Origin of the sequence: Thermopetrobacter sp. TC1, assembly GCF_000746275.1 — a bacterium.
Taxonomy (GTDB): Bacteria; Pseudomonadota; Alphaproteobacteria; order Rhizobiales; family Aestuariivirgaceae; genus Thermopetrobacter.
The window spans coordinates 18,673-44,274 of the sequence record NZ_JQKX01000001.1 but is presented as its reverse complement, the minus strand read 5'-3'; the positions used below and the strand labels follow the sequence as shown (position 1 = coordinate 44,274).

Annotated in this window: 3 protein-coding genes; 2 read left to right on the top strand and 1 reads right to left on the bottom strand. The window is 64.6% G+C overall.

The window, feature by feature from the left end; all coding sequences use genetic code 11:
• Positions 1–11 precede the first annotated feature (11 nt).
• The gene (locus EK16_RS00095; protein ID WP_038033330.1) at positions 12–872 is read left to right on the top strand and encodes a HesA/MoeB/ThiF family protein; all 861 of its coding nucleotides are present in this window, start codon (positions 12–14) and stop codon (positions 870–872) included.
• A 790-nt stretch (positions 873–1,662) separates the two neighbouring features.
• Here EK16_RS00095 and EK16_RS11210 read toward each other — a convergent pair.
• Positions 1,663–3,900 carry a putative bifunctional diguanylate cyclase/phosphodiesterase gene (locus EK16_RS11210; protein WP_051928683.1) on the bottom strand — a complete coding sequence of 746 codons (2,238 nt, stop codon included), beginning with the start codon at positions 3,898–3,900 and terminating at the stop codon, positions 1,663–1,665.
• A 283-nt stretch (positions 3,901–4,183) separates the two neighbouring features.
• Here EK16_RS11210 and EK16_RS12075 point away from each other — a divergent pair, with 283 nt between their 5' ends.
• The gene (locus EK16_RS12075) at positions 4,184–25,591 is read left to right on the top strand and encodes an Ig-like domain-containing protein (protein ID WP_038033329.1); all 21,408 of its coding nucleotides are present in this window, start codon (positions 4,184–4,186) and stop codon (positions 25,589–25,591) included.
• Positions 25,592–25,602: the final 11 nt, after the last annotated feature.

Sequence of the window (25,602 nt, the reverse complement as noted above, 5' to 3'; positions counted from 1 at the left end):
CATCCTGGCTCATGGCAACCTTTTCCCGGGAAGAGCTTGAACGCTACCGCCGCCATATCGTGCTGCCGGAGGTGGGGGGCGCAGGGCAGGCGAAACTGAAGGCGGCCTCGGTTCTCGTTGTTGGTGCCGGCGGGCTTGGCAGCCCGGTGATCATGTATCTGGCGGCGGCGGGTGTGGGGCGCATCGGCATTGTCGATGACGATGCGGTGGATCTGAGCAATCTTCAGAGGCAAATCATTCATGCCACTTCCGATGTCGGGCGCGCCAAGGCGGAAAGCGCGGCCGCCTTCGTTGAAAGGCTCAACCCGCATGTGACGGTGGAGGCGCTGCCCTTTCGCCTGCGGGCGGAGAACGCCCTTGAGGTGATTTCGCGTTATGATGTGGTTGTGGACGGCTCGGACAATTTCGCCACGCGCTATCTGGTTTCCGATGCCTGTTATTTCGCGAAAAAGCCGCTCATTTGGGGCGCGATCGGGCAGTTCACCGGGCAGCTTTCCGTATTCAAGCCCTATGAAAGGGATGCGGACGGGCAGCCTCTTGCCGGCTATCGTGACCTGTTGCCGGAAGCGCCGCCGCCGGGGAGCGTGCCGTCCTGCGCGGAAGCGGGGGTGATCGGCGCGTTGCCGGGCGTGATCGGCGCGCTGCAGGCCATGGAGGCAATCAAGGAAATCGTGGGCTTTGGCACCTCGCTCGCCGGCTGGCTTTTGCTCTATGACGCCCTGGACACCTCCTTCACAAAGGTGCGGCTGAAATGGCGCCCCGACAATCCGCTCACCGGCCGAAACCCCACCATCACGGATCTTTCAGTGCATGCCGGGCGGGAAGATGAAACACTATGTGCGGCGCAGAAGGAGGCGGAAAAAGGGCGGTGAGGCGGACTTGGAATATGCCCAAAAATGGATTGTTCATGTGACCACTTGTCATATGGTAATTCAACCATAGTGAAATTATAGCGGGTATTTATTATCATATGCATGGTGCGGGGGAGACGATCCGCAAGGTTCGGATGCACATGCACAGTCAAATGGCACATGCCATCGGACGATGAGGGGGCGTTGCCCAGTAATGACCTGAAAGATTGCTGCCAGCTGTAAAAGCGTGTGATGCATGATGCATCCAGCTGGCGCGATCAGGTTCCGCCCGGTGAGGGAACGGAGTGGCCATCTGCGTATGGCAGTGATACCGGGCTTCATATCGCCAGCGTAGTGGCATTTTTCCTGCGGATCGATCTATGCAATTCCGAGAATCGCCGCGTGGATGTGGATGCGGCGAGGCGGCACGGGGCGATCCCACCGGGGGCGGATGCGTCCCGTGCCGTTACTTTTTCTCAAGCGTCTTCACCGGCAGTAGGCAGAAAGCACGCAGGCTTCATCCTCTTAATAAGAATGGTCATTGCAGGACGGGGAGGAAGCCCCGTCCTGCAACAGGCAGGCTTTAAGGATGGGGAGAACGGAAACGCTTTGCTGAGAGCCTCCACCCACCGCCCCGCGCCCCCGCTTGGGCCACCCGATATTATGCACCAAACAGGGTGCTTGGGCGGGAACGCGGGGCTGTTTTGTGAATTACCGGTTGGGCTCTGAGAAGGGCCGGATCCATCAGGTCTGGATCCGGCCCTGTGGCGCATGTCGTGGGGAGAGTGTGCGGCATGCGCAAAAATCGTTTTCAGGCCACGATATGACGGCCATTGCCGCGCGGGGTGCCATCGGCATCGGGCTGATGCCCCTTCAGCCAGGTTTCGGCCGCCTCAAGGTCGAGCGGACGAGAGATGAGATAGCCCTGACCGATGTCGCAGCCGGAAATGCGCAGGAAGCTCTTCTGTCGCTGCGTCTCGATCCCTTCCGCCACCACTTCCATGCCGAGGTTGTGAGCGAGGTTGATGATGGCCTGGGTGATGATGGTGTTGTCGGGATCGGAGCCGATATCGTCCACGAAGGTCTTGTCGATCTTCAGCTTGTGGATGGGGAAGCGCTTCAAATGCGAGAAGGTGGCATTACCGGTGCCGAAATCATCGAGCGCGATGACAAAACCGAGCTCGGCCAGGCGCTTGAGCGTGCGGCCGATCAGCTCCTCATCACGGCCGATGAGGGCCGTCTCGGTGATCTCGAACTCCAGTTCGTGCGGCTGAACATCAAAGGCGGCAAGAGCCTGTTCCAGACGCTCGAAGAAGTTCTGGCACTTAAGCTGCACCGGCGAGATGTTCACGGCCAGGCGGCCCGGATGCAGCCCCTTGCGCTTCATCTCGGTGAACCAGGCCAGCGCCTTTTTCATCACCAGGCAGCCAATGTCGAGGATGAGGCCCGCATCCTCGGCGATGGGGATGAATTCCGCCGGCGAGATGTTCTGCCCCTCATGCTTCCAGCGGGCGAGCACCTCAAAGCCCACGTGGGCGCCGTTCTGGAACGAAACGAGCGGCTGGAGATTGATGTCGATGGCGTTGCAGGCGATGGCCTCGCGCAGATTGGCGGTCAGGCGCCGGCGGCGCTCGAAATGTTCCTGCAGGGCATGGTCGAAATAGCGCCAGGCATTGCGCCCCGCCGCCTTGGCATGAAACAGGGCGGTATCAGCGCGGCGAATGACCTCGTCGGTCTTGGCATCATCGCCTTCCACAATGGTGACGCCCATGGACACGCCCGGGTTGAGGGTCTTGCCCTCTATGGTGAGCCGTTCGGTGAGGGCATCATGGATCTTGCGCACCACGGCATCGCAATGGCGCGTATCACGCATGGGCAGGAAAATGGCGAACTCATCTCCGCCGAGGCGGGCGAGCAGGTCGGTTGCGCGCGTGACCCTTTTCAAGCGTTCGGCAATCTCCTGCAGAAGCTTGTCTCCCGCCTGATGGCCGAGCGTGTCATTGATGGATTTGAAGTGATCGAGATCGAAGAGGATGAAACAGCCGCAGCATTCATCATCATGACGCCGCCGGCCGAGCCAGCCCTCGAAGCGCTTCATAAAGCTGGTGCGGTTGAGAAGGCCGGTGAGGGCATCGGTCTCGGCCTGTTCGCGGATGCGCTGCTCGGCGCGCTTCAGCTCGGAAATGTCGGTGCTGATGAGAACGGTGTATCCGTTTTTCGACTTGCGTTCGCGCACCTGCACCCAGCGGCCGGAAGCGAGCTGCTGGACAAGATCGGTGCGCGTGCCCTTGCGATGCCGTTCCAGGCGCTGCAGCATCCATTCGCGGGAGCGCGCCAGGGAAGGATCGACATCGCGATATTGTCCGTGTTCGATGGCATAGCGCAGGATGTTCTCGTATTTCTCGCCGATGTTGATGGCGGGAGCGGCGCGGTCGTAATAGATCTTGTACTGCCGGTTGTAGAAGATGAGGCGGTCATCCGGATCATAGGCGGCGATGGCGTTGGGCAGCACATCGAGCAGCTGGGTGAGCATCTGCGTGGCCAGGGTGCGCTCGCGCCGCTCCATGGCCAGGCGATCCTCCATATGGCGGATGCGGGTTTCGTTGCGGAAAACGCCCACGAGGTAGCGCACGCCGTCAATGTCGGTGACGGAGCCTGAGGCATGCAGCCACTTGCCGCTGCCATTGCCGGCGGTTGCGGCAAGCTCGAGATCCATGTCCCATGATTCCCCGCGGGTGAGGCTGCGGGCGATGCAGCGACGCATGTCGCCGCGCGTGCGCGAATCGAAGGCGGCGAGGATGTTGTCTATGGTGATGTGCCCGTCAGGGAGGTCTATGCCGAGAATGTCGTGCGGATTGCCTCGCCAGAGGAGAATGTCATGCCCGTTGCGGCTGATCCAGGCGAAGGATTCGGTCAGCCGCATCAGTTCATCGCCGAGAATTTTCAGCTTGTCGTGAGGGATCTCTTTCTCGACGGCAAGCGTGCGGCTGGCGTGAACATCGCCGCCGATGTCCTGGCTTACCGCGATCTGTCCCTTGGTCTTCGTCATGCCCCAGAAGCCCCTCCCATCAGCTTGGGGCCCCCGCAAGGCGCAAGATTAGCGGTCAATTCTTAACAAGTGATGAGGACTCAAGAACGGGCGCCGGTCTGCCGGGGCGGGTCTTCTCTGTTCCTTTCCCGGGGAAGAGGCGCTTGCGCGCAATGGTAAGAATCAGTTAAGGAATACACCCAATAGTAGTTAGCCGAATCGAAATTCGCCTATAGCGGGTGTGCCCTGCTCGCCGGAGGGGAGAGCGGCGAGAAGGCCTTTGCCGAGCGAGGAGGGATCAGGAATGCGCAAGCGCGGACTGTTCAAGAACGGCCAGGACGAGAAGACGACGAAGAAGACCATCGGGAAAGGACACGAAAACGAGCCTGCGAAGACACAAGGGACGGAGGGCATGGCCGGGCGCGGCCTGCTGGCGGAGGGCATGGCGCTGGAGCCGCGGGTGCTCTATGACGGCGCCGCCGTCTCCACGGCCGCCGAGATGATGCAGCATATGGAGCATCAGGCGGCGAAGGATGCCGCTCAGGATCATGCGGCGGATGCATCTGCCCATGAAGGGGATGCACAGGCGGGCGATGCCGCGGCCGGGGATGCCGATGCGCTGTTTGCGGCGCTTTCGGCAACCGAAAATGCAGCGGCCAGAAAGAGGGAAATCGCCTTCATTGATACGTCGCTGACGGACTGGGAGCGTCTGGCCAGCCGTTTTGCAAAGCGGGCCGAGGTTGTGCTGATCGATCCGGAGGTGGATGGCGTGCGCCTCATGGCGGAGTCGCTGGCGGAGCGGCACGATGTGCGCGCCATTCACATCGTCTCCCATGGCCGGCCGGGTACGCTCGATCTCGGTTCCGCCAAGCTGACTGCTGCCTCCATGGCCCGGCGCTATGCCGATGAGATGCAGGTGATCTCCCGGGCGCTGAGCGAGGAAGCCGACATTCTCATCTATGGCTGCGATTTCGCCCGCTGGGCGCGCGGGCGCGCGGCGGTTGAAGCGCTGGCGGAGGCCACGGGGGTGGATGTTGCGGCGTCCACCGATGTCACCGGCGCAGCCGCGTTCGGTGGTGACTGGGAGCTGGAGGCGCAGGTCGGCGTGGTGGAAACGGCAGCTGTTGCGGCGCCGGGGTATCGCGCCGTACTGGCGGATGCGGACGGTGACGGCGTGGATGATGTCACCGATCTGGATGACGACAACGATGGCATTCTCGATACGGTCGAGAATGGCGAGGTCACTTACGATACCGGCTCCGACGATCTGGACGGCGATGGCCTGCCCAACCGGCTGGATGTGGATTCCGACGGTGATGGCATCGCCGATTTCATCGAGGCGGGGCTGGATCCGTCTCTGGATGCTGATGGTGACGGGCGCATTGACGGCGCGGTGGATGCCAATGGTGTACCCGTGGCGGCCAATGGCGGTGTGACGCCGGTGAATTCCGATTTTGACACGCGTCCGGATTATGTGGATCTCGACAGCGATCAGGATCAGATCCCCGATGCGGTGGAAGCCCAGCCCACGGCCAGCTTCACACCGCCGGCGAACAATGCCCTATACACGCCGCAGGATACCGATAACGACGACACGCCGGACTATCTGGATGCGGATTCTGATAACGACGGCTATCTGGACTATCAGGAATCCGGCCTGCAAACGAATTTCGACTACATCAACGGCACCAACTTTAGCGATGCCGACAAGGATGGCGTGCAGGACGGCAACGGCGCCAGCTATGCCAACCCTGCCGGCGTGATGTGGAATCCCAGCACCGGGTCCACGCCGCTGACCCGGCTGAACGATGAGGTGCTGGGCAATGATGAGGTGGCCTATCGCGAAGCGGGGCAGGGGGCCACCGGCGGCAATGCCGCAGCAGCCGCTCCGGATGCTGATCCGGACGGGGACGGCCTGACCAACGCCAATGATCCGGATGATGACAACGACGGCATTTCTGATGCCGATGAAAATGCCGGGCTGAGCGGCGGCACCGGCACCACGGTGAGTATCGGCAGTGGGCAGTGGGCCAGCCACATCGCTTCCGCCCAGGGCAGCGTGCAGTATCCGGGCAACAGTGGGCAATATGGCCAGAGCGGCAGTTATGCCAACGAGCTGCTGTTCAACGAGCCGGGGCAGAGTTCGCCCACCTACGTGGATCTGCAGCCCTTCACGGTGCAGCAGGGGGAGGGCGTTTCCGCCACGTTCCGTCCGTTCCGCGCCTGGGAATACAGCCAGTATGGCGGCGTGCCGCGGGCGCAGTTCCAGCTCATTAATTCTGACGGCAATGTTGTGGCGTCCGTGAACTGGCAGGGGGCGCTCAATGACAATGTGGGCCCCGCCAATGCGGAGAGCGTGACGCTGACCGCATCCAATCTGGAGGCCGGCAGCTATTTCATCCGCATTCGCGATCAAGAGTCGGATCAGGGCTGGAGTGCCTGGGGCGATGACTGGGGCCTTGCCGGTATGAGCTACACCTATGGCCCGCCGGCGGATGTGGACACCGATGGCGATGGCACGCCCGACCGGGTGGACATCGATTCCGACAATGACGGCATCGCCGACTCGGTGGAGCGCGGTTCCGGCGCCACGGCGGTGGACACCGACGGCGACGGTGTCGCGGATTACAAGGATCTGGATTCCGACGGCGACGGCATTCCCGACGCGGTGGAGGCGCAGGCGACCGCCGGCTACACCACGCCGGACGGCTCCGCCACCTACACGCCGGTGGACACGGACGCCGATGGCACGCCGGATTATCTCGACACGGATTCCGACAACGACGGGCAGGCGGACTCCACCGAATCCGGCCTTGCGCTCTCCGGTAACGACGCCGACGGCGACGGCATCGACGATGCCGTGGGTGCCTCCTACGCCGACCCGGACGGCAATGTGCGCGTGCCGCTGAACAACGATGCCTTCCGCACTTCCGCCAGCAGTGGCGGAGGCACCGGCAGCGGCGGATCGTCCAACAGTGCGCCCGTGGCGGTGGACGACGGTCCGTTCGCGGTGGACTACAACGGGCAACTCACCGGCAACGTGCTGGCCAACGATTCCGATGCGGATGGCGACACCCTGACGGTCACCGGGCTGCGCATCGGATCCTCCACCACCACCCTGGCGGTGGGGCAGACGCACAACGTGCCCAGCGCCTCCGATCCCTCGGTGCATGCCGGCACCATCGTGATCAACGCCGATGGCACGTTCACCTTCACGCCGGCGACCGGCTACACCGGGGACGTGGCGCCCATCCACTACGACATTTCCGACGGCAACGGCGGCACCGCCAGCGCCACCCTTGCGCTCGGCCCGGTGCAGCTGGCCGATACCGATGGCGACGGCGTGCCCGATATCGATGATCTGGACGACGACAACGACGGCATCCGTGACGAAGATGAAGGCTGCGACACGAACCTGCTGCCGTCGAACGTGGATGGTTCCTTCGAGGCCCTGGCCGATGTGGCCGGCACCGACGCCTACAACAGCAACGTGACGGGCGGCGGCTGGACCAACCTCTCAGGAAGCGCCGACACGTGGGTGACGCCCACGCCAACGACGAGCAGTGGCGTGTGGGGTGGCCTTGCCGACGGCATGCCGCCGTCTCCCGACGGTGGCGTGTTCGCCGCCGCCGGGCGCTGGGGGCCCGAAAGCTTCGGTACGACGATTACCGGCCTGACGCCGGGCGAACAGTACAGGGTGACCTTCTACCAGGCCAATGCCGGCACGGAAGGCGCCACGCCCGTGGGCGACCAAGCGCACTGGGATGTGACGTTCGGCAACCAGACCCTGTCCAGCCCCGACATTCCCTACCTTGGGCAGGGCAACCAGACCTGGCACAGGGTGAGCCTGGTCTTCACCGCCACCAGCGACACCCAGCAGCTCATCTTTGCCCACGGCACGACTGGCAACAGCTATTCCTACATGGCCGTTGACGGCATCCGCATCGAGCCGGTGACCCAGTCGCAGCCCTGCAGGGATTCCGATGGCGATGGCATTCCCGATCATCGCGATCTCGACTCGGACAATGACGGCATCTCCGACCTCGTGGAGAGCGGGCAGGATGCTTCCGCCGTGGATGCCGATGGCGACGGCGTTCACGACGGCAACGTGGATCCCGTTTCCGGCGTGCCTCTCACGAATGACGGCCCCGCCCGCGCCATGCCGCAGGATGCGGATGGCGACGGCCTGCTCGACATGAACGATCTCGACTCCGATAACGACGGGATTCCCGACGCGGTGGAGGCGCAGCCGACCACGGGATACACGGCGCCGGACGGCTCCACGTTCCACCAGCCGGTGGATACCGATGGCGATGGGACGCCGGACTACCTGGATACGGACAGCGATGGCGACGGCATGCCCGATTCCGCCGAATCCGGCCTCAATCCGGGAGCGGATGCGGATGGTGACGGCATCGGCGACAACATCAATGCCAGCTACGCCGACCCGGATGGCGACGTGAACAATCCGGCGAGCGCCCTGGCCAACGAGTTCGGTGACACCTCGGAGGTGGGATATCGTGAGATTCCGGACACCGACGGCGACGGCCTGAACGACCTGCTGGACGAGGATGACGACAACGATGGCATTCTCGATGCCGCCGAAAGCGGCGTCACCAGCGAGAGTGGCCAGGTGGACCTGCAGAACCAAGTGCTCTCGTCCAGTGGCAACGTGCAGGTGCTTTCCAACAGCTACACGCCCAATGGCATCACCTTCAACACGGATGCATCAATCGGCACCACCGCCGATGGCGTGGTGGAAATCGGCCATTTCAGCGTGGACAACGACAACGGCTCGCTGGAAATCTCCCTCACGGTGCGCCGCGAGTGGAACGCGACCTCCTATCCCGGCACTACGCGCGGCAGGTTCGAAATTCTCGATGCCAGCGGCAATGTGGTTGCTTCCACCACGTGGGAGGACAGCACGTCCACGGGCAACCGTTCCGACAACGATCAGACCGTAACGCTTTCGGCCACGGGCCTGAGCGCCGGGAATTACACTCTGCGCATTTCCGATGACGGCTCTTCCGGCTCCTACTGGGGCGATGACTGGGCCGTCGAGAATATCCGGTATTCCCTCGAATCGCCTCCGCGCGATACCGATGGCGATGGCATTCCCGACAGTCTGGACGTGGATTCCGACAACGACGGCATCTCCGACTTGGTGGAGAGCGGGCAGGATGCTTCCGCCGTGGATGCGGACAACGACGGGCGGCATGATGGCGGCGTGGATGCGAACGGCGTGCCGACGGCGGCCAATGGCGGCCTGGCCACGTTGCCGGATACCGATGGTGATGGCGTGGCCGACGTGCGCGACCTGGATACTGACGGCGACGGCATACCCGATGCAGTGGAAGCGCAGGCCACCGACACCTACACCACGCCGGACGGCACCACGCTCTACACGCCGGTGGATACCGACAACGACGGTACGCCAGACTACCTGGACACGGATTCCGATGGGGACTTTAGCCCTGACTCCGCCGAATCCGGCCTGACGCTTTCCGGCAACGATGCCGATGGCGATGGCATCGATGATGCCGTGGGTGCCTCCTATGCCGACCCGGACGGCAATGTGAACGACCCGGCGGCCGATCTCAACGGCGCTGCCTTCCGCACCAGCAATCTCGTAGATACGGACAACGACGGCATCCCGGACATCCAGGACCTGGACGCGGACAACGACGGCATCCTGAACACCGACGAGGGCATCAACACCCGCTCCGGCATCACCCCGCTGAGCATGCAGAAAACGAACGAGCCTGAAGGCTCCAGCATCGCGCAGGATTTCACTCTGCCCGCCGGGCGCGCGGCCGTGGTGGATATTTTCTACCTCGACAATTCCTTCAACATGGTCATCAACGGCACGGCGCTGGGCGATCAGGAGCTACAGTTCGTGCCCGGGCAGCCGGGGAATGTGGTGCAGTTCGCCTCCGACGGCACGGCCTATGGCGAGCAGCGCGCGGACGGCAGCTACAACCCGTGGATCTGGACGCTGGACGGGCGCAGCAGCAACACGCCGATCATCCGCGTCATCATTCACAATGACGGCTCTGTGGAATTGTTGGGGCGGCGCAGCCTGAATGATCCGCTGGAGGCTTTGGAGCTGCGCAACGGCAGCTTCAACACGATCGGCATGAACAGCGCCGGCACCAATGCGGTGACCATCAGCCAGATCGTGGCCGGGCCGACGCAGCTGGTGGGCGAGGTGGCCACCTTCGTGCCACGTGATACGGATGCTGACGGCACCCCCGATTACCTCGATGTGGATTCGGACAATGACGGCATCTCCGATCTCATCGAGAGCGGGCAGGATGCCGTGGCCGTGGATAGTGACAATGACGGCGTGCATGACAATGGCGTGGACGCCAATGGTGTGCCGGTGGATGCCAACGGCGGTCAGGCGCAGGCGGACACCGACGGCGATGGTGTGGTCAACAGCATCGATCTGGACTCCGATGCCGACGGCATTCCCGACGCGGTGGAGGCGCAGCCCACGGGCACTTACACCGCGCCGGACGGCTCCACGCTGGTTATGCCGGTGGATACTGACAGGGACGGCACGCCGGACTTCCTGGATACGGATTCCGATGATGACAGCACGCCTGATGCCGATGAATCCGGCCTTACGCTTTCCGGCGCGGATGCGAATGGCGATGGCATCGATGATGCCGTGAACGCGTCCTATGCCGATCCGGATGGCGATATCAACAATCCGGCCACCGATCTTGCCGATCAGATAAGCGGCAATGACGAGGTGGGCTTCCGCGAGTTTCAGCTGCCGCCCAGCCAACCGCCCACCATTGATCTCGATTATGTCGATACACCGCCCACACCGGGACAAGGCGAGCAGCTGGCGCTGACCTTCACCGATCCGCCGGTGGTGACCAACGAGGGGCAGACGGAGGCCACTCATGGCGCAGGTAATGGTGAAACCGCCGTGTGGGCCAATGTGGCGACGGTGAACGGCCAGGCGCTGGATCTGGTGGCGACGGTGGTGTCCAATGATGCGGACGATGTCGTGTTCAAGACCCGGGATGGGCTGGCTGTCACCTCCATTCAGCATGCCGCCGGGCCGCTCACGACATCCGTGGTGCGCTACGAGCTGGTGCTGCATGGCACGCGCACGCCGTTCAGGGGCGACTTCAGCCTGCTCATCAGTGACCTCGATAACAACAATAACGGCCGCTATGAGGTCATTCAGGTGTCCAGGGATGAGATCGACGGCTATGTCCTGGAGGGCAACACGGATGTCCGGGTGACGGAGAACAACGGCATCCTCAGCTTCAAGGCCGTTGATGAAGACCGAAACACCAATTCGCCGCAGAATTCGGTGCAGTTCAACTTTACCAAGGCCAGTGCCTTTACCGTTACCTACAAGCGCACCGGCTTTGGCGGCTTCGGAATGAACGGCAACATCAGCGGGTTCTTCCGAAACCCGCAGGTGACGGATACCAACGCGGACTATGGCAACACCTTCTTCGAGGACGGTTCGCCCGTATCCATCGCCAGCCCGAACATCAAGATCACCGACGACCGCAATCTCACCAGCGCCGAGGTCACGCTGACCAACCCGCAGGCCGGTGATGTGCTGCTTGTGAACGGCACGGCGGTGCAGGCGGGCGACACGGGCACGGTCAATGGCCTGACCTATGCGGTAACGAGCGGCGCTAATGGTGAAGTGGTGGTCACCATCACCGGCACTGCTACTCCGGCGGATTATGAGCAGGCCATTTCCGCCATCGCCTTCGCCAATACCTCCGACAATCCGGATACGGAGACCGTGCGCGAGGTCACGGTGAAGGTCACTGATGACAATTATCAGGACTCCAACGTGGCCACGACGTCCATCAACGTGGTGGAGGTGAACGATGCGCCGGTGGCGGCGGATGACGGGCCGCAGGCTGTGCCCGGCAACACGGCGGTGAGGGGCAATGTGCTGGCCAACGATACCGATCCCGATGCCGGCGATGACTTGAGCGTAACCGGCTTTACCATCGGGGCGGATACAACGGTGCAGCCCGTGGGGAAGCCTGTTCTGATCCCCAGCGCTTCCGATCCGGGCAAGGTGGCCGGCACGCTGGAGCTTGATGCCGATGGTAGCTACACCTTCACGCCGGCGTTCGGCTATGTGGGGGATGTGGCCCCCGTCACATACACGGTGGAGGACGGGCGCGGCGGCTCTGACAGCGCCATCCTCAGCCTGGGGCCGGTGGCGGCGGCGGATACCGATGGTGACGGCACGCCGGATCCGGATGATCTGGATGTGGACAACGATGGCATTCTCAATGCGGATGAAACCGTCACCGTCACTGATACGCTCGCCGGCTTTACCGGTTGGGGGACGGATACCATCACCGGCACCATCAAGGGCGTGACGCTCAGCCTCACCCTGGGCAACGGCGAAACCTGGGAGCAGATTGGCGGCAAGGCGGCCATTCCCAACAACGGCCCCACCACGGTGCCGGTCACCATCACCTCCAGCGTGCCGCTGCGCGACCTGACCCTGGAGCTGTACGGGCTGCAGTCTCCCAGCGGCAACGAGCAGGAATATCTCGGCAATTTCAACATCTTCCCGGATGAGGTTTCGGGTCAGGTCGAACCCAGCACCTGGAATGGTGATGACATCGTGCGCGGTGATGGCAGCGGCACCACGGAGAACCGCGGCACCATTCGTTTCTCTCCCGCCGTGCTGGGAACGGATGGCGTGAGTGTCATCACCTTCGATTATAACCGCTCTAATGGTGCCTATTCGTTGATGTTCCCCTCCATGACCTTCACGGCACTGGGGGATACGGATTCCGACGGCATTCCCGATTATGCCGATGTGGATTCCGATAATGACGGCATCTCTGATCTGATCGAGAGCGGGCAGCAGCAGGCCGCTTTTGATGCCGACGATGACGGCGTGCATGACGGTGCCCAGGATGCCAATGGCGTGCCGGTGGATGCCAATGGCGGTGTGAGGCCGGTGGATGCCGACGGCGATGGCCTGCCCAATACGCAGGACCTGGATGCGGATGCCGACGGCATTCCTGACGCGGTGGAGGCGCAGACCACAACGGGCTATGTCGCGCCGGACGGCACGAGCCTGCGGCTGCCGGTGGATACCGATGCCGATGGCACGCCGGACTATCTGGACACCGATTCCGACAATGACATGTCGCCGGATGCCGATGAGACGGGGCTGACGCTTCTTGGGGCGGATGCCAACAGGGACGGCATCGATGATGGCGTGCATGCGTCCTATGCCGATCCGGACGGTGATGTGAACGATCCGGCTGCCGATCTGCGCGATGATCAGCCGGCCTCGCCAGAAGTGGCCTATCGCGAGCCGCTGCCTGATGCGGATGGTGATGGGGTGCCGGATGCCTTTGATCTTGATGCGGACAATGACGGCATCCTCAACGTGGATGAAGGCGCGTTTGCCGATTTCACGGATATCGAGAACCTGTTCGTGCTGAATGGCGATGCGGTGAAGATTGCGCCCGATGAGGTGCAGCTGACGCCGGATGACTATTCAAAGGCCGGCACGGCCATGTCGCGCAACGCGCTGGATCTGTCGAAGGACTTTGTCTTCGACTTCCAGGTCTATCTCGGCACGGCGGATGCGGCAGGGGCGGATGGCATCGCCTTCACCCTGCACAACGATCCGCGTGGCTCGAACGCGCTGGGCAATTATGGCGGTGGTCTGGGCGCGGTAGGCATCAAGGATGGTATCTTTGTCGAATTTGATACATGGGACAACAACAAGCCCGGTGACGATCTCGGCGACATTCCCAATGATCACGCCGCCATTCGCGATACGGATGTCAGTGGTGTCGCCGGACTGCTGACCCCGGTGACCGATCTCGGCAATATCGAGGATGGCCAGTGGCACGATGTTTCCGTGCGCTGGGATGCCGAGAGCAAGACCCTTGCTGTCTGGTTCAACGGGCAGAAGGTGACGGAGCTCTCCGATCCTGATTTCTTCAACAAATATCTGGGCGGCGATTCCAGGGCCTACTTCGGTTTCAGCGCCAGCACGGGCGGAGCCAAGAACGATCAGCGCGTGCGCCTGATCCATTATGAGGGCTACTCGCTGGCCACGGATACCGACGGAGACGGCATCGCCGATTATCTGGACCTGGATTCCGACAACGATGGCATCTCCGATGTCATCGAAAGCGGCCAGAACGCGGCCGTGGACGTGAATGGCGACGGGCGCGTGGATGGTGCGGTGGATGCCGATGGCGTGCCGGTTGCGGCCAATGGCGGCGTGACCCCGGTGGATACGGACGCCGATGGCGTGGCCGATCGCATCGATCTGGATTCGGATGGTGATGCCATTCCGGATGCCGTTGAGGCACGGCCAAGCGCGGGGTATGCGACGCCGACACACGCCAATAACGCCAGCAATGACGGCGTGAACGATGACGGGCTGCAGCAGCCCATCGATACCGATGATGACGGCACGCCGGATTTCCGCGATACGGATTCCGATAATGACACGCGCCCTGATGCCGTGGAGGCCGGCATTGCCACGCTGGTGGGCGTGGATACAAACCGCGACGGCATCGATGACGGCGTTTATGCTTCCTATGCCGATCCGGATGGTGTGGTGGACAATCCGGCCACGGATCTGGCCGATGAGATTGCCGGCAATGACGAAGCGGCCTGGCGCGAGTTTGCCGATGCCGATGGCGATGGCGTGCCTGACACGCGGGATCTGGATGCGGACGGGGATGGCATCCTCAATGCCGACGAGGCCGTCAATTGCAACGAGCTGCCCAGCCCCGATTTCAGCACGGCGCAGAATGTAACGGGCATCAATGGCGCCGATCCGTACAATCCGCAGGAAGGCGATCAGTTCCGTTACCACAACGTCTATGAGGGGGTGGATGCCATCGTCACCATCGAGGAGATGGCGGGCGGCACCACCATCGAGGAGCTGGATACGGCCGATTATGGTCAGGATGTCTTCTTCCAGCCCATGATCACTCACCAGGCCGGTGGTCATGTGCAGATCGCCATTCAGTTCGTCAAAAGCGGCACGACGGATCCCATTGACCCGCAGACCTTCTTCGTGACGGCGATTGACAATGACGGGCGCGAGATCGTGGCCTTTGATGCCGCAACGGCCACGCGCGCGTTTACCGATGATCCCACGCACGAGGAGGCCTATGGCGGCTTTGGTGCGGGCTGGATGGGCTTCATCGGCGATGGCACCAATCTGGGTGGCATTGGCACCGATCCGCAGTTTCAGGCCTCCGCCGTTTATGTGGATACGAATGTCATCCGCTATCGCCTGAGCTACGAGGATACGGGCACGCGGCTGCATGCGCTCTCGATCAGGCCGTGCACCATCTATCAGGGCGATACGGCCTGGGTGAGCCCGCCCGTGCTGCTAGAGGAGAAGGATACCGACGGCGATGGCACGCCCGATTACCTCGATGTGGATTCGGATAACGACGGCATTTCCGATCTCATCGAGAGCGGTCAGGACGCCGCGACCGTGGATGCCAACAACGATGGCATCGTGGACGGCCCGGTGAACGACGACGGCGTGGCGCTGGCGGCCAATGGCGGCAGCGGTGTCGCGCCGGTGGATACGGACGGCGACAGCCTGCCGGACCAGCTCGACCTGGATTCCGATAATGACGGCATCCCCGATGCGGTGGAGGCTCAGCCGACGGCCGGATACACCGCGCCGGACGGATCCACGCTGGTTATGCCGGTGGATACCGACATGGACGGCACGCCGGATTATCTCGACACCAATGCCGATGACGATTCCTTCACAGATTCGGAGGAGTCCGGCCTGACGCTTTCCGGGCAGGATGTGAACCGGGACGGCATCGATGATGCGGTAAATGCCTCCTATGCCGACCCGGACGGTGATGTGAATGATCCGGCCAGGGATCTTGCAGACCTTACCCCGGGCGATGGCGAGGTGGCCTACCGCGAGCCGAACACGCCGCCCACCATCACGGCGGATGCGGATGGCTCCTCCGGCGCGGCCAACGCGGATGATTTTCTGACCACCTACACGGAGAACGATCCGGCCATTGCCATTGTCGATACGGATGCGGCGATCATCGACCCCGAAGGCAACGTGCAGGTGCTGGAGGTGGTGCTGACAAACGGCAAGGCCGGGGATCTCGTGCAATACGTCATTCCGGCCGGCAGCGGCATTTCGGCCATGGCCGTGCCGGGTCAGACGCTTGCCAGCGATGGTCAGATGACCCTCACCTTCACCGCCGGGCAGGGCACGACCATGGCGCAGTGGAACGACCTGCTGCAGTCGCTCACCCTGCTGCCCAGCACCACCAGTCCGAATGACCCGGACACGACGCCGCGCACTTTCACCTTCCAGGTGACGGATGCGGCCGGGGCTGTCTCGAATGTCGTGCAGTCCACGATCAATGTGGTGGCGGTGAACGATGCGCCGGGGCTGGATCTGGACGATGACGACTCCGGCGGTCTGGGCGGCGGTGACTACGCCGGCACCTATACGGAAAACGATTCGGCCATGCCCATCTCTTCCGGCATCGTGCTCATCGATCCGGATGATGCGGAGATGGAATCGACCACCGTCACCTTCACCAATCCGCAGGCCGATGACGTGCTGGAGGTGAACGGCACGGCGGTGCAGGCCGGTGATACCGGCACGGTGAACGGCATCTCCTATGCCGTCTCTACTGGCGCCAACGGTGCGCTTGTGATCACCTTCTCCGGCACGGCCAGCAAGGCGGATTATGTGGCCGCGCTTCAGGCGGTGAGCTTCCGCAGCAGTTCCGAGAACCCGGATACCACGCAGCGGGTATTCACCGTAGTGATGAACGACGGCGAGGCCGATTCCGTGCCGCGCACGGCATACATCGATGTGGTGCGCGTGAACGATGCGCCGGAGGTCATTGATCCGGCCACCGGCCAGCCCGATCCGGATTACGCCGGCTCGGCGGCCAACGCGGACGGTGATACCATCTCCATCGACGGCGCGGCCATGTTCCGCGACGTGGACGGCGATGCGCTGACGTTCTCCGCCAGCGGCCTGCCTTCTTGGCTCTCCATCGACCCGGCCACGGGCGTGGTGAGCGGCACGGCGCCGGCGGATGCCTCGCAGGGCGGGCCCAATGGCGATGGTGTCTATCCGTTCACCATCACTGCCACCGATCCGGATGGTGCGCAGGCGACGGTGAACGTCACCCTGGCGGTGACCAATGTTGCGCCCTTGGCGGCGGACGATACCGGGGCCACGGATGAGGATACGTCCACCGACGGCAACGTGCTGGCCAATGATGCGGATGGGGCGCCGGACGGGGATACCCTGAGTGTGGCCGCGGTGAACGGCGATGCGGTGAATGTCGGCCAGCCCGTGCAATTGCCGCATGGCGCGCTGGTGATCACTGCGGACGGCAGCTGGACATTCACGCCCAATGATGCGGCCAATGCGCTGGCCGTGGGCGAGACGGTGACCGACACCGTGACCTACACCATCTCCGACGGACAGGGCGGCACGGCCATGGCGCAGCTTGCCATCACCATCACCGGCGTGAACGACGCGCCGCAGGTGATCGACCCGGCCACCGGTCAGCCGGATCCTGCCGCAGCGCCGGCGGACATGACCAGTGACGACGGCGAGCAGCCGGCGGTGCTGGACGTCTCCGCCTTCTTCAATGATCCGGACGGCGATAGGCTGACCTACAACGCGTCTGGCCTGCCGGCGGGGCTGTCCATCGATCCGGCCACGGGGCGGATTTCCGGCACCATTGATCCGTCTGCCTCGCAGGGCGGGCCGAACGGCGATGGCGTCTATCCCGTCACGGTGACGGTGGATGACGGCAACGGCGGCACGGCCAGCATGTCCTTCACCTGGATGGTGGCCAACGTGGCGCCGGTGGCGCAGGCGGACACCAGCCTGGATACGGAGGATGCCACGCAGAGCGGCAACGTGCTGGCCAACGACGCCGATGGCGCGCCGGACTCGGATGCGCTGACGGTGAGCGCCGTCGTCGGCGGGCAGGTGGGCCAGCCGCTGCTGCTGTCGCACGGTTCCATCGTGCTGAACGCGGATGGCAGCTGGACGTTCACGCCGAACGCGGCGGCCAACGCGCTGAAGAGCGGCGAGACGGCCATTCAGACCGTGATCTACCGCGTCTCTGATGGTCAGGGCGGCGAGGCGCAGGCGACGCTGACCATCACGGTCATCGGCCTGAATGACGGGCCGGTGGTGATTGATCCGACCGATCCGGGCGAGCCGGGCGAGCCGAAGCCGGCCGATCCGAACACCGTGGTGCCGCAGCAGGCGTTGACGGACGGTGAGGCGGTCACCTTCGATGCGGCGCAATACGTGGCCGATCCGGAGGGCGAGGCGCTTACCTACGCCGCCACCGGCCTGCCGGCGGGGCTGTCCATCGATCCCATTACCGGCGTAATCTCCGGCACCATCGACCGCTCCGCCTCGCAGGGCGGGCCGAACGGCGATGGCGGCTATACCGTCACGGTGACGGCCACCGATCCCTCGGGCGAAAGCACGCAGTTCACCGTGCCCATCAAGGTGAACAACGTGCCGCCGGTGGCGGTGGATGATGCGGCGAGCACCGGCGAGGATGCGGCCGTGAGCGGCAACGTGCTGACGGACGCGGTGACGGGCGATGCCGATGGCGCGCCGGATGCCGACCCGGTGACGGTTGCGGCGGTAGCTGGCGATGCGGCCAACATCGGCCAGCCGGTGCAGTTGCCGCACGGTGAGGTGGTGATCAACACCGATGGCTCGTGGACATTTACGCCGAATGCGGCGGCCAACGCGCTGGGCGCGGGCGAGACGGTGACCGATACGGTGACCTATCAGGTTTCCGACGGCGAGGGCGGCACGGACACCGCCTCGCTGTCGATCACGCTGACCGGCTCCAACGACGGGCCGGTGGTGATCGACCCGACCGATCCGGGCGAGCCGGGCGATCCGAAACCGGCGCCGGATGCGGACAACGTGCTGGCCGACGTGACGGCGACAGACGGCGAGGCGATTGCGCCTATTAACGCGGCGGCGGTGTTCGCCGATCCGGAAGGTGCGGCGCTCACCTTCAGCGCCAGCGGTCTGCCCGAAGGTCTCTCCATCGATCCGGCCACCGGTGTCATTTCCGGCACCATAGACCCATCCGCCTCGCAGGGCGGGCCGAACGGCGATGGTGTGTATGAGGTGACCGTTACCGCCACCGACCCGGAGGGTGCGGAAGCCCGCACCACCATCACCTTCACGGTGCGCAATATCCCGCCGGTGGCGCAGGATGATGCGGCGGCGGGCGGCGAGGATGATGTGCTCTCCGGCAACGTCATCACCGATGCCACGACGGGCGATGCCGATGGCGCGCCGGATGCCGATGTGCTGACGGTCTCGGCGGTGAATGGCGATGCCGCCAACGTCGGCCAGCCGGTGCAGCTGGATCATGGCACGGTGACCATCAACGCCGACGGCTCGTGGAGGTTCACGCCGAATGCGGCGGCCAACGCGCTGGCCGAAGGCGAGACGGTGACGGACACGGTGAGCTACACGATCACCGACGGCGAGGGCGGCACGGACACCGCCACGCTGTCCATCACGCTGACCGGCTCCAACGACGGCCCGGTGGTGATCGACCCGACCGATCCGGGCGAGCCGGGCGATCCGAAGCCGGCGGATCCGGACACCATCGTGCCGGTGCAGACGGTGAACGATGGCGAGGCCATCACGCAGCTCAACATCTCGCCATATGTGGCCGATCCGGAGAGCGGGGCGCTGACCTTCTCCGCCACCGGCCTGCCGGCGGGCCTTTCCATCGACCCGGCCACCGGCGTGATCTCCGGCACTGTTGATCCGTCCGCCTCGCAGGGCGGCACCGATCCGGTGAACGCGCCGGGCGTGTATGAGGCGGTGGTGACAGCCACCGACGGCAACGGCGAGAGCGTGGAGCTGACCGTGCGGCTTGCGGTGTCGAACCAGGCACCTGTGGCGGCGGACGATGCGGCCAGCACGGATGAGAACGCGGCCGTAACAGGCAATGTGCTGACCAACGACACCGACGGTGCACCGGATGCGGATGCGCTGATGGTGTCCGAGGTGGCGGGCTCGCCGGCCCATGTGGGCGAGCCGGTGGCCGGCTCCGGCGGCGGCACGTTCGTGATTGAAGCGGACGGTTCGTGGACGTTCGAGCCGGGCATGGACTTCGATGCCCTGGCGGAAGGCGAGAGCCGCACGACGTCCATCACCTATGAGGTTTCGGACGGGCAGGGTGGCTTTGACACCGCCACGCTGACGGTGACGGTGACCGGCTCCAACGACGGCCTGATCATCGCGCCGCCGGCGGTGCAGCGCACGGTGACCGATGGTGAGACGATCACGCCGATTGATGTCTCGCAGGCCATCAGCAACCCGCAGAACCTGCCGCTCACGTATGTGGCGACGGGCCTGCCCGAGGGGCTCTCCATCGATCTGGCCACGGGCGTGATTAGCGGCACCATTGCCGATGACGCTTCCGTCTCCGGGCCGTATCACGCGCTGGTGACGGCCTATGGGCCCGGTGGCGAGATGACCTCGGTGACGGTGCTGTTCACCGTGGAGAACGTGGATCCGCAGGCGCAGGACGACGCGGCGGCGACCACGCAGGGCACGTCCGTGGTGGTGAACGTGCTGGCGAACGACGCGGACGGCGCGCCGGACGGCGATGCGCTTGCCATCTCCGGCACCACGGCGCCGGCGCATGGTTCGGTGAGCATCAATGCCGATGGCACCGTCACCTACACGCCGAACACGGGCTTTGTCGGCACCGATACCTTCGACTACTCGGTCACGGACGGCCAGGGCGGCACGGTGACGGCGCAGGTGACGGTGGAAGTGGGCGCTGGTCCGGCGAAGCCGCAGCTGCCGGGCGTGCCGGAAGGCACTAGACTTTCCGATCAGTCCGGCAATGATGGCGAGACCATCACGCCGATCGATGTCTCCGGCCACTTCACCGATCCGGACGGGCAAGACCTGACCTATACGGCCACGGGCCTGCCGGCGGGCCTGACCATCGATCCGGCCACGGGCGTGATCTCCGGCACCATCGATCCGAACGCCTCGAAGCACGGGCCATATGAGGTGCACGTGACGGCCATCGACCCGGATGGCAATCACGTGACGGAGACGTTCACCTTCCACGTCTCCAACCCCGGCCCGGATGCGGTGGATGACGTGGTGAACACCGCTGCCGACACGCCGGTGGTGATCAACGCCATGGCCAACGACAGCGATCCGGACGGCGATCCGCTGCACATCGCGCTGATCAGCGATCAGCCGCAGCACGGCACGGTGACGCGGAACCCGGACGGCACGCTGACCTATACGCCGGAGGCGGGCTTCACCGGCACGGATACCTTCACCTACGTGCTGGAAGACGCCAACGGCGGGCGTGACGAGGCGACGGTCACGGTGAACGTGGGCAATGACGATGGCGGCGTGCCGGAGATCGTCGGCCCCGGCGGCGGCTCCGGTGGCTCCGGTGGCGGTGGAGGCACGGGCGGCTCCGGCCTGCCGGTGATCATGGATCCGGTGGAGGTGACGGATGGCGAGACGATCACGCCGATCGATGCGGGTTCGGCCTTTACCGATCCGGACGGGCAGCCGCTGACGTTCTCAGGCCTCGGCCTGCCGGAAGGGCTCTCCATCGATCCGGCCACGGGTGTCATCACCGGCACATTGCCGAACGATGCCTCGGCGGAAGGGCCGTATGATGTGCTGATCACGGCCACCGATCCGGATGGCAAGCAGGTGACGGGCGTGCTTACGCTGAACGTTGCCAACCCGGCGCCCGAGGCGGCGGATGATACGGGCTGGACGAACCCGAACACGCCGCTGCAGCTGGGCGTGCTGGCCAATGACCTGGATGCGGACGGTGATGCGCTCACAGCGTCCATCGCTGATCAGCCGCAGCGCGGCACGGTGGTGGTGAACGCCGATGGCTCCATTACCTACACGCCGGAGGCGGGCTTTGAGGGCACGGATACCTTCACCTACACGGTGACGGACGCGCAGGGCGCTTCCGATACCGCTACGGTGACGGTGCACGTGGGCGATGACGGTGCCGGCAATGGCGGCTCCGGTGGTAATGGCGGCAACGGTGGTTCCGGCGGTGGCACCGGTGGCGGCAATGGTGGCGGCAATGGCGGTCACCTGGGGCCGAATGTGGGGCTGACCAACCGCACGGCCACGGACGGCGAGACCATCGATCCGATCGTGCTGGACGACCTGATCATCGACCCGGACGGCGATCCGGTCACCTACACCGTGAGCGGCCTGCCGCAGGGGCTGGCGTTTGATCCGGCCACGCGCACGATCAGTGGCACCATCGACCATTCCGCCAGCCAGGGCGGGCCGAACGGCGATGGCCTCTACACCGTGACGGTGACGGCCACCGATGCCAGCGGCGCGCAGGTGACGCAGCAGTTCACCATCGCCGTGTCGAACGTTGCGCCGGTGGCCAATGACGATGCGGCGGCGGGTGGTGAGGATGATGTGCTGTCGGGCAATGTCATCACCGATGCCGCCACGGGCGATGCGGATGGCGCGCCGGATGGCGATGTGCTGACGGTCTCGGCGGTGGACGGCGATGCGGCCAACGTCGGCCAGCCGGTGCAGCTGGATCATGGCACGGTGGTGATCAACGCCGACGGCTCGTGGACGTTCACGCCGAACGCGGCGGCCAACGCCCTGGGCGAAGGCGAAACAGTCACGGATACGGTGACCTATCAGGTTTCCGATGGCCAGGGCGGGACGGACACCGCCATGCTGTCGATCACGCTGACCGGCTCCAACGACGGCCCGGTGGTCATCGACCCGACCGATCCGGGCGAGCCGGGCGATCCGAAGCCGGCAGATCCGGACACCATCGTGCCGGTGCAGACGGTGAACGATGGCGAGACCATCACGCCGCTTGATGTCTCGCAATACGTGGCCGATCCGGAGGGCGGGGCGCTGACCTTCTCCGCCACCGGCCTGCCGGCGGGTCTGACCATCGATCCGGCCACCGGTGTGATCTCCGGCACGGTTACGTCGGATGCCTCCGTTGGCGGACCGAACGGCGATGGCCGCTATCCGGTCACGGTGACGGTGACCGATCCCTCCGGCGCGAACGTGCAGTTCACCGTATCCTTACAGGTGCGCAACATCCCGCCTGTGGCGCAGGATGATGCGGCGGCGGGTGGTGAGGATGCCGTGCTGTCGGGCAATGTCATCACCGATGTCGCGACGGGCGATGCGGATGGTGCGCCGGATGCCGATGTGCTGACGGTCTCGACGGTGGCCGGTGATGCAGCCAACGTAGGCCAGCCGGTGCAGCTGGATCATGGCACGGTGGTGATCAATGCTTACGGCTCGTGGACGTTCACGCCGAATGCGGCGGCCAACGCCCTGGGCGAAGGCGAAACGGTCACGGATACGGTGACCTATCAGGTTTCCGACGGTCAGGGCGGCACGGACACCGCCACGCTGTCGATCACGCTGACCGGCTCCAACGACGGGCCGGTGGTGATCGACCCGACCGATCCGGGCGAACCGGGCGATCCGAAGCCGGCGGATCCGGACAGCATCATGCCGGTGCAGACGGTGAACGATGGCGAGGCCATCACGCCGCTTGATGTGAGCCAGTATGTGGCCGATCCGGAGGGCGGGGCGCTGACCTTTGCCGCCACCGGCCTGCCGGCGGGCCTGACCATCGACCCGGCCACCGGCGTGATCTCCGGCACGGTTACGCCGGATGCCTCCGTCGGCGGACCGAACGGCGATGGCCGCTATCCGGTCACGGTGACGGTGACCGATGAGAACGGCGAACAGGTGACCTTCACCTTCGAATATGCCGTGCACAATGTGCCGCCGGTGGCGGAGGATGATGTTGCCTTTAGCGATGACAGCGCCGAGCAGGCGGGCTCCGTCCTGGTCAATGACCATGACGGCGGCGCGGATCGCGATGCCCTGACGGTGACGGCCGTCAATGGCGAGGCGGCGAATGTGGGGCAGGTGATCGATCTCGCCCATGGCGATCTCGTTCTTGAGGCTGACGGGCGCTGGCGCTTTGTGCCCAATGCCCTTGGCGAGGCGTTGAAGGCGGGTGAGACGGCCACCGATACCGTCACCTACACCGTTGCCGACGGTCAAGGCGGCATGGATACGGCGACGCTGTCCATCACCCTGCATGGTAGTGATGACGGGCCGCGGGTGGTGGATCCGCAGCGTCCGGTGGATCCCGGCGATCCGCAGCCGCAGGTGGATCCCGATACCGTCGTGCCCACACAGACGGTTTCGGATGCGCAAGAGGTGCGGCTTGATCTGTCCGCCTATGTGACGGATCCGGAAGGCGGGACGCTCACTTTCTCCGCCACGGGCCTGCCTGAAGGCCTGAGCATCGATCCCGCCACCGGTGTGATCTCCGGCACGGTGGCGCCGGATGCCTCCACCGGCGGGCCGAATGGTGATGGCCGCTATCCGGTGGCGGTGACAATTACGGATGAAGGCGGCCATGCTGTGGTGCTGCGGTTCACGTATGAGGCGCGCAATGTGCCGCCGCAGGTGGTGACGCCGCTTGCGGATGTGGAGGGCAACAATGCCGAGCCGGTGCGCATTGAAACGGCGCAGGCCTTTGTCGATGCCGATGGCGACAGGCTCACCTACAGCGCCAGCGGTCTGCCGGAAGGGCTCTCCATTGATCCGGACACCGGCGTCATCAGCGGCGTTCTGCCGGCGGATGCCTCCGTGCGCGGGCCCTTCGTGATCACGGTGACGGCGGATGACGGACAGGGCGGCACCGCCAGCACCACCTTCATCCTCGGCGCCAAGGCGCCCAACCGCATCACGCCCGATGGCGGCGGCGGACGCGGCCGTCATGGCGGCGAGGAGAGCGGCGGTGCCGGCGCAGGCAACGGCCGCGAAGGGGGATCCGGTGATGGTGGCGCTTCCGGTTTCGGCACCGGCCTGGGCGAAGGCGACGGTGATGGTTCCGGCGCGGGCGATCCCGGCAGCTTCGGCCCCGGTGGCGATGGCGACGGCAGTGGCTCCAGCGGCCTCATTGGCGCGGTGGTGGATGCCATCGATCCGCTCGGCGGCAGCGCTCTTGGCCGTGACAATGCCATTGGCGGCGTGGTCAACGCCATGGGCGGGCTTGATGGCGCCGCTTCCGCGTTGAGCAATGACCGGAGCATCACCCGCGTGGTGGCCTGGGCGCGCGATCTGGGCGCGAAAGACAGGGGCCTTGATGCCGCGCACAGCACGCCGGCGGCCGATGATCTCTTCACGCCGCCCTACCGCGGTTCGGATCATCTGCTGCAGGCGGCTGCGGATGGCACGGCCATGCAGGTGCGCACGCTGGTGACGCGCGATGGCCTGCTGGCGATCGAGCTTCCCGCCCATGACTCCTTGCGCGTGCGCGATGCGGCAGGGCGGGCGCTGCCCTGGCAGATGAACCGGGCTGATATGCGCACGATCCTCGTGGACGTGCCGGCCGGGCAGAGCGCGGTGGTCCTGCGTATCGAGCGGATGCAGGGTGAGGTGGTGATGGAAAGCTGGATTGTGCGCGTCAACGTCAGCGACGGCACCATCACCGTGCTTTCCCATGAAACAGGCGCTCAGCGCCAGGGGCTGCTGAACGATGTGCAAAAGCAGCTTCTGGATCCGGAAGAGGAGCGGCATGCGGCCCTGTTGCGGGCGCTGCATGCGGCTGAGTGACCGGATGGCGA